This is a genomic window from Phenylobacterium sp. (assembly GCF_030651755.1).
Lineage (GTDB): Bacteria > Pseudomonadota > Alphaproteobacteria > Caulobacterales > Caulobacteraceae > Phenylobacterium.
In genome coordinates, this window is the sequence record NZ_JAUSBZ010000021.1 from 1 (window position 1) to 16,870 (window position 16,870).

Annotated in this window: 13 protein-coding genes; 5 read left to right on the forward strand and 8 right to left on the reverse strand. The window is 67.5% G+C overall.

Annotation, left to right across the window (positions count from 1 at the left end):
• From Q7V15_RS01720 to Q7V15_RS01745, 6 genes are all read right to left on the reverse strand, one after another.
• A partial coding sequence (locus Q7V15_RS01720) for a copper chaperone PCu(A)C (protein WP_304753307.1) occupies positions 1-416 on the reverse strand: 416 nt, incomplete at its 3' end.
• A 112-nt stretch (positions 417-528) separates the two neighbouring features.
• Complete coding sequence (locus Q7V15_RS01725; RefSeq protein ID WP_304753310.1) at positions 529-2,562, reverse strand: TonB-dependent receptor domain-containing protein; 2,034 nt, start codon at positions 2,560-2,562, stop codon at positions 529-531.
• Between the two features lie 104 nt (positions 2,563-2,666).
• On the reverse strand, positions 2,667-3,083 hold the full coding sequence (locus Q7V15_RS01730) for a DUF2946 family protein (RefSeq protein WP_304753312.1): 417 nt from the start codon (positions 3,081-3,083) through the stop codon (positions 2,667-2,669).
• A 54-nt stretch (positions 3,084-3,137) separates the two neighbouring features.
• Positions 3,138-4,118 (reverse strand): transglutaminase family protein, encoded by a 981-nt coding sequence (locus Q7V15_RS01735; RefSeq protein WP_304753314.1) that lies wholly within the window; start codon positions 4,116-4,118, stop codon positions 3,138-3,140.
• Between the two features lie 10 nt (positions 4,119-4,128).
• Positions 4,129-5,064: an alpha-E domain-containing protein gene (locus Q7V15_RS01740; protein ID WP_304753316.1), complete on the reverse strand. Its 936-nt coding sequence runs from the start codon at positions 5,062-5,064 to the stop codon at positions 4,129-4,131.
• A complete protein-coding gene (locus Q7V15_RS01745) occupies positions 5,061-6,506 on the reverse strand; it encodes a circularly permuted type 2 ATP-grasp protein (RefSeq protein ID WP_304753330.1) in 1,446 nt (481 codons plus the stop codon). Before Q7V15_RS01745 ends, Q7V15_RS01740 begins: the two co-directional genes overlap by 4 nt.
• Positions 6,507-6,740: 234 nt before the next feature.
• On the opposite strand from Q7V15_RS01745, the gene Q7V15_RS01750 reads away from it, so the two are divergent.
• Together Q7V15_RS01750 and Q7V15_RS01755 are read left to right on the forward strand one after the other, a co-directional pair.
• On the forward strand, positions 6,741-8,519 hold the full coding sequence (locus Q7V15_RS01750; RefSeq protein WP_304753318.1) for an autotransporter assembly complex family protein: 1,779 nt from the start codon (positions 6,741-6,743) through the stop codon (positions 8,517-8,519).
• Entirely contained in the window at positions 8,516-12,697 is a 4,182-nt protein-coding gene (locus Q7V15_RS01755) for a translocation/assembly module TamB domain-containing protein (protein WP_304753319.1), read from the forward strand. Before Q7V15_RS01750 ends, Q7V15_RS01755 begins: the two co-directional genes overlap by 4 nt.
• On the opposite strand, the gene phhA is transcribed toward Q7V15_RS01755, so the two are convergent.
• Complete coding sequence (gene phhA, locus Q7V15_RS01760; protein ID WP_304753320.1) at positions 12,691-13,560, reverse strand: phenylalanine 4-monooxygenase; 870 nt, start codon at positions 13,558-13,560, stop codon at positions 12,691-12,693. The genes Q7V15_RS01755 and phhA overlap by 7 nt on opposite strands.
• An 81-nt stretch (positions 13,561-13,641) precedes the next feature.
• Positions 13,642-13,971, reverse strand: coding sequence for a heat shock protein HspQ (gene hspQ, locus Q7V15_RS01765; protein ID WP_304753322.1), 330 nt, complete (start codon positions 13,969-13,971; stop codon positions 13,642-13,644).
• Between the two features lie 163 nt (positions 13,972-14,134).
• On the opposite strand from hspQ, the gene Q7V15_RS01770 reads away from it, so the two are divergent.
• The 3 genes from Q7V15_RS01770 to Q7V15_RS01780 form a co-directional block, all read left to right on the forward strand.
• Complete coding sequence (locus Q7V15_RS01770; protein ID WP_304753324.1) at positions 14,135-15,235, forward strand: Ppx/GppA phosphatase family protein; 1,101 nt, start codon at positions 14,135-14,137, stop codon at positions 15,233-15,235.
• Positions 15,232-15,960: an RlmE family RNA methyltransferase gene (locus Q7V15_RS01775; RefSeq protein ID WP_304753326.1), complete on the forward strand. Its 729-nt coding sequence runs from the start codon at positions 15,232-15,234 to the stop codon at positions 15,958-15,960. Before Q7V15_RS01770 ends, Q7V15_RS01775 begins: the two co-directional genes overlap by 4 nt.
• A gap of 77 nt (positions 15,961-16,037) precedes the next feature.
• Positions 16,038-16,870 (forward strand): IMP dehydrogenase (locus Q7V15_RS01780; RefSeq protein ID WP_304753328.1); only part of this gene is annotated, 833 nt, incomplete at its 3' end.

The following is a 16,870-nucleotide window of genomic DNA, read 5'->3' on the forward strand; positions in this document are numbered from 1 at the left end:
ATTTGCGCGCTCAGGGTCTGGGCCGGGGCCTTCTCAAAGGTGAGGGTCAGGGCGACCTCACCGCCCTCGTCCAGGGCGCCGGTGGGACCGATCAGCATCAGATGCTCAGCGCCAGGCCGGAGCGCGACTCTCTCGCCGGCCGGCAGGACCAGGCCATCGGGCAAGGCCCGCATCCGCATGACGCCGTCGTCCATGGACATGGTGTGGATTTCCGATCGCGCCGCGGCGGGGCTCTGGACCGCCACCAGCCTGTCGTCGACGGCGGACTGCAGGGTCACATAGCAACCCACGGCGGGCGCGCCAGCCGCAGCGGGCCGACACCAGGCGTCGGCGGCGACGACGCTGGGCTCTGCCTCGGTTCTGGGGCTGCAGGCGGCCAGCAGGGCGAGGGGGGCGATCAACAGGACGGGTTTCATATTTGAGCTCCGGATAGGGCGGTCGGCCAAAGGGCCTGGCGCCGGAAGGTGAGGTCGGGGGCCGCTGCGAGTTGAGACCCCCGACTAGTGGAAAGAGGACGACGACAGGGTCTTAAAAATCGAGGACAAGGCCCGCAAAGAGCGAGCGGCGGTCGCCGGGCCAATAGGCGGCCGTGGCGTCGGTGGCGGCGATCACCGGCTGGACGTTGGAGACATAGGCCTCGTCGGTCACATTCCGCAGATCGACAAAGAGGCTGACGCCCGACCGGAAGGTCCAGCCGGCGTTGATGTGGGCCACCGCATAGGACGGGGCTCGTGTGGTGTTGGCGAAGTCCACGAAGGCGCCCCGAGGCGTCCACTCCACCGAGGGCGCGACGAACCAGCCCTGGGGCGCCTCATAGCGAAGCTCTGCGCGATAGAGGTGCTCGGGCGCCACCGGCAGGCGATTGTCGCCATACTGCGGATCGTCACGGAAGGCGAAGTCCGACCAGGCGTAGGTCTGGCGCAGCCGCCAGGCCGGGGCGAAGCGCCAGTCCAACGCCGCCTCGATCCCCCGGTGATAGGTTTCGTCAGCGTTGAAGGTGGTGGCCGGCCGGTCCTGGCTGACGCTGAATTGCAGAAGCTCCTTCACCAGCTCGGCGTGATAGAAGGTCAGGTCCCAGGTGAAGGCGCCGCGGCGGCCCCGGGCGCCGACCTCGAAGGTCACCGCCTCCTGCGCCTCGACGGGGGCGAATCCAGATCCTGTGGGCGAGAGCGCGCCGAAGTTCGGCGGTTCGACCGAGCGCGTCACATTGGCGAAGACTTGCGCCCCGTCTGGGGCTTCCCACAACAGGCCAAGCCGCGGCGCCAGCCAGTCGAAGGTTCGGGACGCCTGCAGGTTGAAGGTGGCGGGCGCCCCTGGCACAGGCCGGCTGTCATAGTCACGTTCGGCCAGGCCGTAGGTCGCCCCGGCGATGACCGCCAAGCTGTCGGTGACGAAGAGGCGGCCCTCGCCGAACACGTCCAGGGCCCGGGCGTTCTGGTAGGACACCGAACGCAGGGCGCCGCGCGAGCCAGCCTGATTGACATAGAAGTGGGAGTCCAAGTCGCCTTGACGGCCCCAGACGCCGCCATAGGCGTCAGCCCGGCGTCCGGCGATCTCCCCGTTCCAGTCGAGCCTGGCGAAGACTCCGTAGTTGCGGCTTTCCTGGCCGATCACCTGGAAGATCGGGTGTTCCAGATCCTTCCAGATCCCATAGGCGCCGGCGGACAGGGCCAGGTTGTTGGCGAGGTTCCAATCGAGGGTCAGGGCGCTACGGACCGCGGTCACGTCGCGGGCGTAGTCGCTGAGCACATTGCCCGCCGAGGCCTGCCGCGGATCAGCGTCGAACTGCGCCCGGGTCAGGGCGCCGGGGATTTCCTGCTTGATGTGGGCGCCGTTGAGTATCAGCCGAAGCTGAGCTGTTTCGCCAAGGTCACGGCCCATGTTCAGGCTGGCGAATTGAATGTTCTGCTGGCTCTGGGGACGCGGACCCTGGCCGGTCTGATTGGTCACCGCCACGAAGCCGTCCCAGGGGCCGCTCTCGCCCGCTGCGGCCACATGCTGGCGCAACATGCCGAAGTCACCCCCGTCCAGGCGCAGACGCAGGTCGTAGGGCGCAGTCTCCCCGGTGGGCGTGACCATGTTCACGGCCCCGCCCAGGGTGGCGCCGCCGAAGCGCAGGGCGTTGCCGCCGCGATAGACCTCCACAAAGCGGGTGATCAGGGGATCGGCGATCTGGCTGTCCCCAAAACCGTCGGCCTCGTTCAGAGGCAGGCCGTCCTGGGCGATCAGCAGGCCGCGATTGTGGTTGGCGTTCCCCAGCCCGGAGCCGCGGATCGAGAGGCGTATGTCGCCGCCCCACTTCTTCTGAGCAAAGACGCCCGGCGCATCGCGGAGCATGTCGTCCAGGGCCAGGGCGAAGCGGCCCTCGTAGGATTCCGCCGCGACGACAGAGACCGCCCCTGGGGTCTGTGACAGGCGCTGCCGGGCCTGCGCCACGACGGCAGAGTCCTCCGGGTCAGGGCGGGCGGTGACGATGACGGAGTCGACGGTGGTCTGGGCTAAGGCGACGCCCGGCAGAAGGACGAGCAACAGGGCGCCAGAGGCGAAAAAGGCGGATTTCATGGTGGGTATCCCCGGCCACAGGCGAGCGGCCAACACAGGTGCAGGAAGCCCATAGGCCGCGAAGGACCTTGGGCGGATTGCGAACAGGACCGGGCGGACCGGTCTCAGACCTGGGTTTGAGGGGGGCCTCGAGCGGGGGGCGGAGGAGCGGCCAGGCCACGGCCGGGCGTCACATGCCCGGGCGCGGCGGCCAGCCGGAGGGCGGCGGTCTCGAAGACGATGGGCAGGATCGTCGGCAGATCCGGCGTCACGCTCGCCACCGCATGGCCGGCGAACACGCAGGGGCTGTGGCGGGCGCCCTCGTCCTCGGAGGGTGAAGGCGCGCCAGGCAGGTCTGAGGCGGCCATCTCGATCATGCCCTGCGGGGTGCAGAGCATCAGGGTGAAGGCTGGTCCGTCAGCCTTGGCCGGGGCGGCCATATAGCCCGGCGGGATCAGGATCTTCAGGCCGATCGCGACCACGGCCAGCATCATCAGGATGCTATGCGGGAGACTCGCAGAACGGGCGAAAGACGGCTTCACGGGGCCGCCATAGTCCAGGCGGCCGCGCTTGGGAAGGGGGAGCCCCGTCTAGACCTATTGTTGCTGCTGCTGCTGTTGCTGGTCGTGCATCACCGCATTGGGCGCCGGGCGACGACGGGCGTTGCGACTGAAGGTGGGGGGTGAGATGCGCAGGAATTCCGGCTCTGTGATCGCCGCCCGGGCCCGCCGGACTGACACGCCGACCGCCAGCTGGCTCTCGGCGTCGCCCTTGAAGACCCCCCGGGAAGGGGGAACGTCACTATAGTCCCGGCCGATGGCGGCGGCGACGTGCCGCTCTCCGGCCAGGACATTGTTGGTGGGGTCAAACCCCACCCAGCGCAGGCTCGGCAGGAAGACTTCGATCCAGGCGTGGGTGGCGTCGGGGTCGGAGCGGTCCCCACTGTCGCGATCAGTGAACAGATAGCCCGAGACGTAACGGGCGGGGATCCCCCAGGCCCGGCACAGGGCGATCATGATGTGCGTGAAGTCCTGACAGACCCCGCGGCGTTCGCGCAGGGCTTCGTCGATCAGGCTGTCGGCCTCGGTGACGCCGGTCTCATAGGCGAAGGACTCATAGATGATCCTCGACAGGGCGGTGACCGCGCTCAGGGGATCGAGCAGACGCAGCCGCTCGATCTCATGTTCTGCGGCGAAGGCCCGCAGAAGGTCGGTCTGCACCACAAATCCATGCTCGCGGAGGAAGTCGAACTGGTCGCCCCGGACGAAATCGCTGCGCAGACGGTCCCATTCGCCCATGTCCAGAGCCTCGGGCAGGGGCGGCTCGGGCTGGGTCTCCACCGCCGAACGGGCGACGATGGTCAGCCGGTCGTGGGGGTGGGGGACGTCGAAGTGATAGACGGCGTTGCCGAAGGTGTCGGCGTAGGAGAACAGCTGGGCGCCTGGATCGATCTCCAGATCGAAGCTCACCAGCCGCTGTCGCGCGCCCTTCTGCGGCTGCATCCAGACCTCCATGAGGCTTTCGCGCACCGGGGCGGCGTAGTGGTATTGGGTGACGTGGCGGATTTCGAGAAGCACTAGGACATCCTCAGGCCGGAAGGCGCATTTCGAGGGGATAGGCCACGAAGGCGTCATAGACGCCGCGATGGATGTCGCCGCACTCGGCCAGCACGCCCTCCAGGAAAACGTGGGAGCCATCGCGTTCGATCTCGGCCATGTCGGCATATTGCAGCCGCGCCTTCAGACGCCCCGCCAGGCGGCCAGGACCCGCATGCACGGCTTCGGCGTGACGGCTGAGGGTGGACAGGTGGGCCTCAATCTCGTCGGTGCAGAAGCGGATGGAGCGGGGGAATTCCGCATTGAGCAGCAGGAATTCCAGGATCGGCTGAGCCCGCACATCGGCGGTATAGACCCGCAGATAGGGCTCCAGCGCACAGCTCATGCGGAGAACCGCGGTCAGGGTCGGGTGGTCCAAGGGCTCGCCGCCCCGACCGAAGCAGACCTCCAGCAACCGTCCGATCAGTTGGGCGCGCTCCAGGTGCGCGCCGAGCAACAGGAAACGCCAGCCCTCTCCATGGCTCATCGTCGCATCGGCCGCCCCCTTGAACAGGTGCAGGTCGGCGATGATGTCGTGCAGAAAGGCGGACGAGCCGTCGTTGAACGACTTGGAGGCCCCGTCCCCCGCCAGCCGCAGATGGACGAGGTTCAGACGTTCCCAGGTTTCGCTGGTGATCTGGTCGCGGACCTGGCGGGCGTTTTCCCGGGCAAGCGCCAGGGACGAGACCACCGAGTTCCCCTCCAGACGATCAAGCGCCAGGGCGCGGGCGGACTCGAACGGCGAGGCGATCTTCTCCGGGGTCGCCTCGCCCACGGCTGAGAGGGCGATCCGAGCCACCTGGGCCGCGGTCTCGGCCCGGTCCAGGGTTGCGGTCAACATGATGTCGGCCAGCCGCGCCACATGCTCGGCCCGTTCCACATACCGGCCGATCCAGTAGAGACTGTCGGCGAAGCGAGCGAGCATCATGACGGGGATACTCCAGGTTCGGCCAGGACCCAGGTGTCCTTGGAGCCGCCGCCCTGGCTGGAATTGACCACCAGGGAGCCCTTGCGCAGGGCCACTCGGGTCAGGGCGCCGGGGGTCACGGTGATCTTTTCCCCCGAGAGGATGAAGGGCCGCAGATCCACGTGGCGAGTGTCCACCTCGCCGTCGATCAGACAGGGTGCGGTGGACAGCTGGATGGTGGGCTGGGCGATATAGTTTTCCGGGTCGGCCTTGATCGCCTGGGCGAATTCCTCCCGCTGGGCCGCCGTGGCGTGGGGGCCGATCAGCATGCCATAGCCGCCCGAGGCGCCCACGGCCTTGACCACCAGCTTGTCCAGATTGGCCAGGACGTGGCTGAGCTCGGACGGTTCGCGGCAGAGGAAGGTCTCGATATTGGGCAGGATTGGCTCCTCGCCCAGATAGTAGCGGATGATTTCAGGGACATAGGCATAGACCGCCTTGTCGTCGGCGACCCCGGTGCCCGGGGCGTTGCACATGACCACCGTGCCGGCGCGATAGGCGTTGAACAGGCCCGGCACCCCAAGAGACGAGTCCCGGCGGAAGGTGAGGGGGTCGATGAAGTCATCATCCACCCGGCGGTAGATGACGTCGATCCGCCGCAGGCCCGTGGTGGTCCGCATATAGACCATGTTGTCGTGGACCACGAGGTCGCGTCCCTCGACCAGGGGCGCCCCCATCAGCCGGGCCAGATAGGCGTGCTCGTAATAGGCGGAGTTATAGACCCCGGGGGTCAGCACCACGACCTGGGGATTGGGCCGCCACTCGGCCATGCTCCGCAGGGTCGAGAGCAACAGGTCGGGATAGCGATCGATCTGCCGCACCCCGGCCAGGCGGAAGGTGCCCGGGAAGGTGCGCTTGGAGGCCTCACGGTTGGCCAGCATGTAGGACACGCCCGAGGGGACCCGCAGATTGTCCTCCAGGACGGCATAGGCTCCGTCCTCCTGGCGGATCAGGTCGCTGCCGCAGACATTGGCGTAGGCCTGGTGGGGCACATAGAGGCCCTGCATCTCGCGACGGTAGGAGGGCGCGCCCAGGACCAGCTCCCGCGGCACGACGCCATCCTTGAGAATCATGCGCTCGCCATAGATGTCGGCGAGAAACAGGTTCAGGGCCTGCAGCCGTTGTGTGAGGCCCGCCTCAATCTGCGCCCACTCGTCGGCGGGAATGATTCTGGGCAGCAGGTCGGTGGGAATGATCCGCTCGGTGGTGCTTTCGGCCCCATAGACCGTGAAGGTGATCCCCTGAAGCAGGAAGAACCGCTCAAGGGTCCTCTGCCGCTCGTCCAACTCGCCGGGACCCAGTTCCGCCAGCCGCCGCGCCATGACCGCGAAGTGGGGGCGTACCGATCCATCGGGGGCGTACATCTCGTCATATGGCGGTTTCGCCGCCGCCGCCTGGGCCATGGCCCGGTCGATCTCTTTAGCTCGTTGCGCTGTCGCCACGCCGCACTCCACCCGCTTGCGTCCTCGAAACCGCAAGCTGAGTTCGAAGCCTAGAGACTGCGGATAGGTTCGTCGCCTTGTAACATGAGTGGTTCAGATGCAGGCGCCAGGCGCCTGAAAAATGGGCGCTGGGTGCGGGGTGACAGGGGGCCGCCGCACCGTTACAGGGTGACACGGGGGCTGAAGGGTGAATGCGTGGGACGAATTGCCTTCGCAGCCGTCGCCACGGCTGCCCTGTGCGTCTTTGGAGCCGGAGCGGCGCGGGCCGAACCGAGGGCGGACGTCCGCGGTGACCTCAGCGGGGATCTGCGTGAGCGGATCGTGCGCGCCATCGGTGAGACCGATCGCCCCGTAGAAAATCTGTTTCAGGCCAGGCGCCGGGCGCGGGATGCGGCCGAGAGCGCCATCGCTGTCCTCAGGTCGGAAGGCTATTACGCCTATACCGTCTCGGCTGAGGTCAACGATCTTGATCCTCCCCGACCGGTGGTGGCCGTGACGCCTGGGGCGCGGTTCGTCTTCGCCGAGCCTGGGGTCGAGTGGACAGGAACAGCGCCGGATGAGGCGACCCGAACCCGGGGCCGCGAGGCCATGGGGCTCAGACCCGGCGATCCTGGTCGATCGGCCGAAGTGGTCGCCGCCGAGGGCCGAATCGTCGCCGTGGTCCGCAAGTCTGGCTATGCGGACGTCTCCGCCGATCCCCGTGAAGTGATCGTCGATCATGCTGATGACACGGTGCGTCCGACCTATCGCATTTCCGCCGGCGATCTGGTGCGCCTCGACGGCCTGATCCTCGACACCGAGGGCCGTACGAATCCCGCCTGGCTCGATCAGTTGCGTCCTTGGGAGGAGGGGGATGTCTTTGATCCGGAGGACGTCGCCGAACTTGAGCGCCGCCTCCTGGACACCGGCGTCTATGACACGGTCACGGTCGCCCTCTCGGCCCGGGATGATGTGGACGAGCAGGGCCGTCGGCGGGTTCTGGTGGGGCTGTCGGATCGCCCCCGGCGGACCCTGGAGATCGGGGCCAGCTACTCCACCATCGAAGGCTTCGGCGTGGATTCCCGCTGGAGCCGCTACAACGTCCTCGGCCGGGCCGACACCCTGGCCCTGGTGGCCCGACTGTCGGAACTCGACAGCCGCCTCGGCGCCGATCTTACCCTGCCCCATTGGCGTCGCGCCGCGCAGACCCTCCATATGAACACCGGCGCCTACCGGACAGTCACCGACGCCTATGACGAGACCGGGATCGGATTGGGCGCGGATCTGCGCCGACGCTATGGCGCCAATTCATTCGTCACCGTCGGCGGCTCCCTCGACTTCTCACGCAACGAAGAGAAGGAGGCTCGGACCCTGTCGCCCCTGGGACGCGACCTGCTGACGGCGGCGGTGTTCGGGGCGGTCTCGCTGGACCGGTCCAATGATCGCCTGGACCCCACCCAGGGGTGGCGCGCCGACACCCGGCTGGAGCCGACCTACATCGCCGGCGACGAGGCCTTGCCCTATCTGGAGGTCTCCGCGCAGGGGGCGGCCTATCTGCCCCTCGACAGTCAGGCCCGCACCGTCCTGGCCGGTCGTCTGCGGGTGGGAAGTCTGGTCGGCGGTGAACTGCCGGATATTCCGGCCTCCCGGCGGTTTTACGCCGGTGGCGGGGGCTCGGTGCGGGGTTATGCCTATCAGGGGGTCGGGCCAAGGCTGGCCGACAACACTCCCCGCGGCGGCCTCTCCCTGGTGGAGGTCAGCCTGGAGGTCCGCCGCAAGCTCACCGATCGTTGGGGCGTCGTGGCCTTTGTCGACGCGGGCTCTGTGGGCGAGGAGATGACCCCGACGGGGGACAACCTCTCTGTCGGTGTGGGTGTCGGCGTACGCTATGATCTTGGCTTTGGCCCGATCCGCGCCGACCTCGCCATACCCCTGGACGCCGAGAAGCGTGACGGTGGGTTTCAGATTTATCTCAGTATCGGACAGAGCTTTTGAGCGCCGACCTTCAGCCCGAGCCTGAAGTTCAGGGGCGCCGACGCCCGCGGCTGAAGCGGCGGTTGGCCGTCGGCGTCCTGGTGCTGATGGCCCTGACCTTCGCCCTGTTCGCGGCTGTGCGTTTCGGCGCCATGGCGCCGCCAACCATGGGGCTCATCGAAGCGCGCACCGATGGGCTCGCCATCGGCCGGTTTGGCAACCTCAAGGTTGAGGGCCTCAGCGGCGACCTGTTCCGCGATCTCCGGATCCGACGTCTGACCATCACCGATGAGGAGGGCGTTTGGCTGGAAGCCGAAAACATCGCCCTGCAATGGAATTATCTCGAACTTCTCCGGCGGCGGTTTCATGCCGAGCGCCTTACGGCTGATGAGGTGCGCTTGCTGCGCCGCCCGACCCTGACACCCAAGAGGGATGAAACGGGCGGCATGCCGGTGAGGATCGTCATTGATCAGGCGGCGCTGAGATTGGCCCTGTCGCCGGAGTTTAGCTACGAGCGCGGCCTTTATGACGTCACCGCGCGACTTGACGTTCGGCGGCGGGGGCGCGGCCAATCTGGCGAGCTTCGCGCCCAGAGCCTGCTCCGCCCTGGGGACCACCTGAACGTCACGTTCGACATGGGGCCGCGCCGCCCCCTGCTGGTGGACGTGAAGGCTCTGGAGGCCCAGGGGGGAGCCATTGCGGGCGCCCTGGGCCTGCCCGCCGATCGACCGTTCCAGATGGATGTCGACGCCACCGGCGCACAGTCGGAGGGGCGGTTTGAGGCGACGGCGCAGTCGGGGGGCGACACGCCCCTGCGGGCCAGCGGCGGCTGGAATCGCCTGGGCGGCCGGGCGGTGGGCCGCCTGGCCCTTGACGCCTCCCGGCTTACAGAGCCGCTGGCTGCGCGGCTTGGTCCTGAGGTGCGGTTCGATATTCAAGGACAAGGCGTCGATGATGGCCTCTACAATCTCACCGCCCGGCTGGAGTCGGCCAACCTCAATGCCCGAGCTGTTGGGCAGGGCAATCTGGGAGAGCGGAGGACTGGCCCTCAGGGGCTGAGCCTGACGGTCGAGACCGTCGCGCTCTCCAGACTCACCGGCGGGCCTGAGGCTGGCGCGGCGCGCCTTGCGGGCGTCCTGCGGGGCGCTGCTGATGATCTGACTTTCGATGGCGACGTGCGGGCCAGCAGCCTCGCCGCCGGCGGATACGCCCTGGACGTGGTCAGCGGACCAGTGACCCTTACACGCAATCGCCGAGGGGTCGTCGTTGAGGCGGAGCTGAGGGGCGCCGGCGGCGCCGGCGACGGATATCTGGCCGCCTTGGCCGGTCCGCAGCCGACCGCGGACCTGGCGATTGAGCGGTTTGCTGACGGTCGCCTGTTGTTGCGTCGGCTGAATGCGACAGGCCAGGGTCTGGCCGTTGAGGCGCGCGGAACTCGCGGCCTGCTCGGCGGGCTCAATGCGCGCGGAACAGCCCGCTTCTCCAACCTGGCGGCCGCCCGCGCGGGCGCCTCGGGACAGGTGGCCCTGACCTGGTCGGCGGATCGAGCCGGCGGACAGACGCCCTGGACGCTGCGGGTCGATGGTCGCGGGAGCGAGCTCGGCACCGGCTATGCGCAATTGGACCGTCTGCTGGGACCTGCGCCACAACTGCGGGTTCGGGGACGATTGGATGGTGGACGGGTGGGCCTGGAGGAGGGCCGTCTGAACGGGCGCGCCCTGGATGCCGACGCCGCAGGGGTCTACGGCCCTGATGGCCAGCTGCGGTTCAAGATTGACTGGAAGGCCGAAGGGCCGCTGCAGGCGGGACCGGCGGAGTTCAGCGGCAAGGCCGACGGCACAGGCGCCCTGACCGGCTCGCTGGCGGCGCCGCGACTGGACCTGACGGCGCGGTTCGACGAGGTGGATCTGCCCAGGCTGCCCCTGCGCGACGCCCAGGTCACCCTGAGTTTTGGCCGCAGCCAGAGCCAGGCCGCGGCCGGTCAGGTGACGCTTGTGGCCGAGAGCAAGTACGGACCCGCCCGGGGGCGGGCCGACTTCGTCTTCCCCGAATCCGGCGTTGACCTGCGCGAAATCGCCGTCGACGCCGGCGGGGTGCAACTGCTGGGAGATGTCAGCCTGAGGCGCTCGGTCCCCTCCCGGGCCGACCTGCGAATGGCGATCGGTCCAGGCGCCCTCTTGAGCCGTGGCGCGGTCACCGGTCGGGTGCGGATTGTCGACGGGGTCGAGGCGCCGATGGCCAATCTGGATCTCAACATCCAGGACGCCGTGCCGGTGGGCAGCGATCTGGCGATCGTCGCCGGGCGTCTGACCGCCCAGGGCCCCCTGGACCAATTGGCCTACGACCTCAATGCGCGGGGCGGCTATGGGGGCGAACGCTGGGACGTGGCGGGTCAAGGCGCCCTGGCTGAGGCTGACGCCGCCCGCACCCTGACCTTTATGGGCCGGGGCGGCTATGGCGGTCGGCAGGTCTCGACGGTTCAGCCGGCGATCTTCCGGTTCGGCGAAGGGGTGCGCAGCGCGCGGGTCCTGCTGGGGACGCCTGACGGTGGGCGGGTCAATATTGACGGCCGCCTGGCCGGCGCCCTGGCCGACGTGGAGGCGCAGATCACCAATCTCGGGCTGAACACCCTCAACCCTGACCTGGCCGGGCGGGTGAACGCCAATCTCTCGCTCTCCGGGCGTGATGGTGAGCTGGTGGGCTCCCTGGGCGCGCGGCTGACCGACGCCCGTGGTCGGGGCAGCCCCAGGGCTCAGGGTCTGGACGGCGTTCTTGAGGCCGTCCTCAATGACGACATGCTGAATGTGAAGGCCGAGGTCAGCAACGAACAGGGCCTCCGGGCTGAGGCCGACCTCGCGCTGCCGGCGGAAGCCTCAGCGCGGCCGTTCCGTCTCGCCCTGGACCGTCGCAAGCCGGTGCGTGGCCGGTTCTTCGCTGATGGCGACGTGGAGCCTCTGTGGGCCCTTCTCGTCGACGGCGATCGCACCCTGGCTGGCCGCGTGCAGGTCAATGGCGAAATGGGCGGCACCCTGGCCGATCCCACCCTGTCCGGGCGGGCCAGCCTTGAGGGGGGCCGGTTCGACGACGCGCCCACGGGACTGAGCCTGCGTAATCTGGTGGTGTCGGCGGTTTTGTCTGAGCGGGTTATCGATGTCAGTCAGGCCCGCGGTGTCGATGGCTCGGGCGGACGGGTCGACGGCTCGGGGCAGATCAGCCTCTATCGGGGCGGCGTGTCGGGCTTCCGCCTGCGGCTGGATGATTTCCGGCTCATCGACAACGACATCGCCCAGGCTGACGCCAGCGGCGAGGTGACCATCAATCGCAACGAAGAGGGCAAGGTCCGTCTGTCGGGGGACCTGCAGGTGACCGAAGCCGAGGTGGCGGCCGACCCGCCGACTCCCTCCGGCGTCGTGACCATTGATGTGGTCGAGCGCAATCGGTCCCTGGAGCTCGACCTGCGCCAGAATCTTCGCCCCCAGACCGAGCGGCGGGGTGAAGGCTGGGCCCTGGATGTGCGTCTGAAGGCGCCGCGCGGCGTCTTCCTTCGGGGGCGGGGCCTGGACCTGGAAATGTCCCTGGATGCTCGGGTGACCGGCTCGACCGCCCGTCCCATCCTGTCGGGAGAGGCTCGCGTGGTGCGCGGCGACTACGAGTTTGCTGGGAAGCGCTTCCAGTTCGACTCCCGCGGGGTGGTTTACCTGTCGACCTCCCCGGAGAGCATTCGCCTGGACCTGACCGCGACCCGTGACGATCCGGCTCTGACCGCGGTTATTCGGGTCAGCGGAACGGCCGCCCGGCCCAGCATTCGCCTGACCTCGACCCCCGTTCTTCCTGACGATGAGGTGCTGTCCCAGGTTCTGTTCGGGCGGTCAGCCTCGCAGCTGTCCACCATTGAGGCCGCCCAGCTGGCGGCGGCGCTCTCGTCCCTGGCCGGCGGCGGCGGGTTCGACATCGTCGGCAATCTGCGGGAGTTTGCGGGTCTGGACCGGCTCAGCCTCGGCGGCGACGAAAGCTCTGGCGTCACCGTGGCCGGCGGCAAATATCTGACCGATGACGTCTATCTCGAGATCATCGGCGGCGGGCGCGACAGCGCCACAGCTCAGGTGGAGTGGCAGGTGCGGCGCAATCTATCCATCGTCTCGCGCCTGACCGGGGAGGGCGACAGCCGACTGTCTGTGCGTTGGCGACGGGACTACTGAGCTGAGGCCCTGGCCTGGTGGTAGGTCTGATCCCCCAGGTGCAGGACCCCGTCCTGCGGGGTCACCGCGCCGATCGGGATGTCGGCCAGACCGTCCAGTTCCTCATAGATGGGGCCGAAGTCCTGCAGGCTGGCGGTGAGCAAGGCCTCCAGGGACGGGATGACAAAGTAGCTCGGCTGGAAATCATCGATACGGTATGGCGTCCGCATCAGTCGAACCAGATCGAACGCCAGGCGGTGGGGCGAGGCGTCTTCGAGGCAGAAGATCGTTTCCGCCCGCGATGACACGATTCCGGCCCCATAGATTCTCAGTCCCTCCGGCGTGCTCATCAGCCCAAACTCGACCGTGTGCCAGTAGAGCCTCGCCAGATGGGCCAGATGGCCCTTGGTCAAGGCTCGCTGGCCGCCGCGGCCGTAGGCTTCCATGTAGTCGGCAAAAACCGGATCGGTCAGCATCGGCACGTGGCCAAAGACGTCGTGGAAGACGTCGGGCTCCTGCAGGTAATCAAGCTGTTCGGCCGTGCGGATGAAACGCCCGGCCGGAAAACGCCGATTGGCCAGGTGGTCAAAAAAGACCTCGTCGGGGACCAGTCCGGGGACCGCCACCACCTGCCAACCGGTCAGCGCCTGAAGCTCTATATTGATGCGATTGAAGTCGGGAATTCCGCCCCGATGCAGGTCCAGAGCGTCGAGCCCCCGCAAAAAAGGTTCGCAGGCGCGGTCCTCAAGCAGATGAGTCTGCCGCTCATAAAGGGTGGTCCAGACCTGATGATCCTCGGGGCTATAGCGCGCCCAGCCTTGATCTATGGTCCAGTCCGACGCCGCGCCCGCAGGCGGACTGTGGGGTTTGACGATCTCGCTCATGAGGCGAGAATGCGCGCTTAAAAGAGAAAATTCCGTTCGATATCGGCGTTAAACCGGCGAAATACGGAATAGAAATTGCGCCTAGTGGCTGATCCGTGGGCGCAACGTGTAGTGGTCGCCATTGAAGGAATCGAACAGAAGGGCGGCCTGGGGGTGGGCCACCGGCTCGCCGGATTCATCCGGCAGCAGGTTCTGCTCGGAGACATAGGCCACGTAGGCGCTCTCCTGGTTTTCAGCCAGCAGATGATAGAAAGGCTGGTCCTTGTGCGGGCGCACATCCACAGGGATCGACAGCCACCAGTCCTCGCTGTTGGCGAACTCAGGATCGACATCAAAGATCACCCCGCGAAAGGGGAAGATCCTGTGCCGGACCACCTGACCAATGGCGTACTTGGCGCTGCGAGGTTCCATAATAGGGATTGATACACCACGTTTTCTGACCGGAAGGTGAACGTAGTCATCCTGTCACACGGTGCAAGGCGACGCCTTTCAGTGGGCGAGTACGCTTGCTACAGTCGCCTGTGAAACGAGGCGGTCGCAGTCGGGCCGGCTGCAAAGGGACAGGTGGCGGTCCATGTCAGAGGCGCCGAGAGCGCCCGACACGAGGTTGCGTGCGCGGGACAAGACGACGAAGGACGGGCCCTGCTATGCGGCGCTCGACCTCGGGACAAACAACTGCCGACTCCTGATCGCCACCCCCGCCGCCGATGGATTCCGGGTGGTCGAGGCCTATTCGCGGATCGTGCGTCTGGGGGAGGGGCTCTCCCAGACCGGCCGGCTCTCCGAAGCGGCGATGGACCGGGCCCTCGCCGCCCTGGCGGTGAGCGCCGAAAAGGTCCGCCGCCGCCGCGTGGTCAAGCTTAGAGCTGTGGCGACCCAGGCCTGTCGGTCAGCCGAGAATGGCGGGGCCTTTGTCGATCGGGTGGCGCGCGAGACCGGCCTCAATCTCCAGGTGATCACACCCCACGAAGAGGCGCGCCTGTCGGTGGCGGGGTGTCTTGGCCTGCTGGATCGGCAAGCCAAGGCCGCCCTCGTCGTCGATGTGGGCGGCGGTTCGACCGAGATGTCCTGGGTCGATCTCAGCGGACCTGCCCAGGCGGCCGATCGAATTCCGCCGATCCGCGCCTGGCTGTCCATCCCCATTGGCGTCGTCACATTGGCGGAGCGCTTCCCGGAGGGCGAGCAACCGACGGCCCAATGGTTCCGGGCCATGGTCGAGGCGATCAAGGCCGAGATCAGCGCCTTTCACCGGGCCGACACCCTTCGGTCGGTCTTTGACGAGGACGCCGCCCATCTGGTGGGAACCTCCGGGGCGATCACCAGCCTGGCGGGCCTGCACCTGGGGCTTGAGCGCTATGACCGCTCCCGTGTGGACGGAATCTGGATGACGCGATCCGATTGCGACCGGGCCGCTGACATGCTGCTGGCCCTGACGCCAGGCGAGCGGGCTCAGCAGCCTTGCATAGGCCCGGACCGGGCCGATCTGGTCCTGGCTGGCGCGGCCATCCTCCAGGCGGTGCAAGAGCTTTGGCCCTGTTCTCGGGTGCGGGTTGCTGATCGGGGATTGCGCGAGGGCGTGCTAATCTCGCTGATGTCCGATAAGGGCGGACGCCGACGCCGTCGTCGCGGGCCGCGCCGGCGCCGCTCCGGCGAGATGACCAAGGCGCCTACATGACCGAACCGCCCCGCAAACGTATGGTCCGCCTGCCCACGGGCGGCAGCGACGAGGGTCGCGCCAAGCCCGCACGCCTGAAGACCGCCAAGCAGCGGACGCCCTCGTCCCAGGCCTGGCTGGAGCGCCAGATCAACGATCCCTTCGCCGCCAAGGCCCGGGCCCACGGCTATCGGTCGCGGGCGGCCTACAAGCTGATCGAGATCGACGACAAGTTTCACTTCCTGAAGCCCGGCGTCCGGGTCATCGACCTGGGGGTCGCGCCTGGCGGCTGGACGCAGGTGGCCATCGAGCGGGGCGTGACCCACATCGCTGCCGTCGACCTCCTGCCGGTCGATCCGATGCCGCCCGCCCACATCCTGCAGATGGACTTCACCGATCCCGAGTGCGGGCCGATGCTGATCGACCTGCTGGGCGGTCCGCCGGATCTGGTGCTGTCGGACATGGCGCCAAACACGGTGGGTCACCGCCAGACCGACCACCTGCGCATTGTCGGCCTGATCGAGGTGGCCACGGCCTTCGCCATCAGCGTGCTGAAGCCGGGCGGCGCCTTCGCCATCAAGGCCTTTCAGGGCGGCGAGGTCGGCGACCTGATCCAGAAGCTCCGCCTGGACTTTGCGAGCGTGAAGAACGTCAAACCCAAGGCCAGCCGCGCGGATTCCTCGGAGACCTATATCGTCGCCACAGGCTTCAAGGGCCGGCGAGACGCGCCGGACGCCGGCGCCTAATTCACACTGCGACGGCCACGGCCCTTGCTCCCACCGCGCCGGACGGCTTATACGCGGCTCGCAAAACGGAGAGTCTCATGGAGATTCGCGAAGGGCTCACCTTCGACGATGTTTTGCTCGAACCCGGCGCGTCCGAGGTCATGCCCACCCAGGTGGACACGACCACGCGGCTGACCCGAGAGATCCGGCTGAACATACCCCTCGTGTCCTCAGCCATGGACACGGTCACCGAAAGTCGGCTCGCCATCGCCATGGCGCAGGCCGGCGGCCTGGGCGTGCTGCATCGCAACTTCACCGTCGAGGAGCAGGCCGATCAGGTCCGCGAGGTGAAGCGCTATGAGAGCGGCATGGTCATCAATCCGCTGACCATCCACCCGGATACGACGCTGGGCGAGGTCCGCGAGATCAAGGCGCGCCGCCGCATCTCGGGCTTCCCGGTGGTGGAGCGCAACACCGGCAAGCTGGTGGGTATTCTCACCAATCGGGACATGCGCTTCGAGGCCAGCGACGCCATGCCGGCCAGCGCCATCATGACCCGTGAGAACCTGATCACGGTGAAGGAAGGCGTGGAACAGGCCGAGGCCCACGAGCTGCTGCGCCGGAACAAGATCGAGCGCCTGATCGTGGTGGACGACGCCTATCGCGCTGTCGGCCTGATCACGGTCAAGGACATCGAGAAGGCCCAGGCCCATCCGCTGGCCGCCAAGGACAGCAAGGGCCGCCTGCTGGTGGGCGCGGCCTCCACTGTCGGTGACGCCGGCTATGAACGCTCCATGGCCCTGATCGACGCCGGGGTGGACGTGGTGGTGATCGACACCGCCCACGGCCACAACGCTGACGTCGGCCGCGCCGTCGGACGGATCAAGGCCGTGAGTAACCGGGTGCAGGTGATCGCCGGCAATGTCGCCAC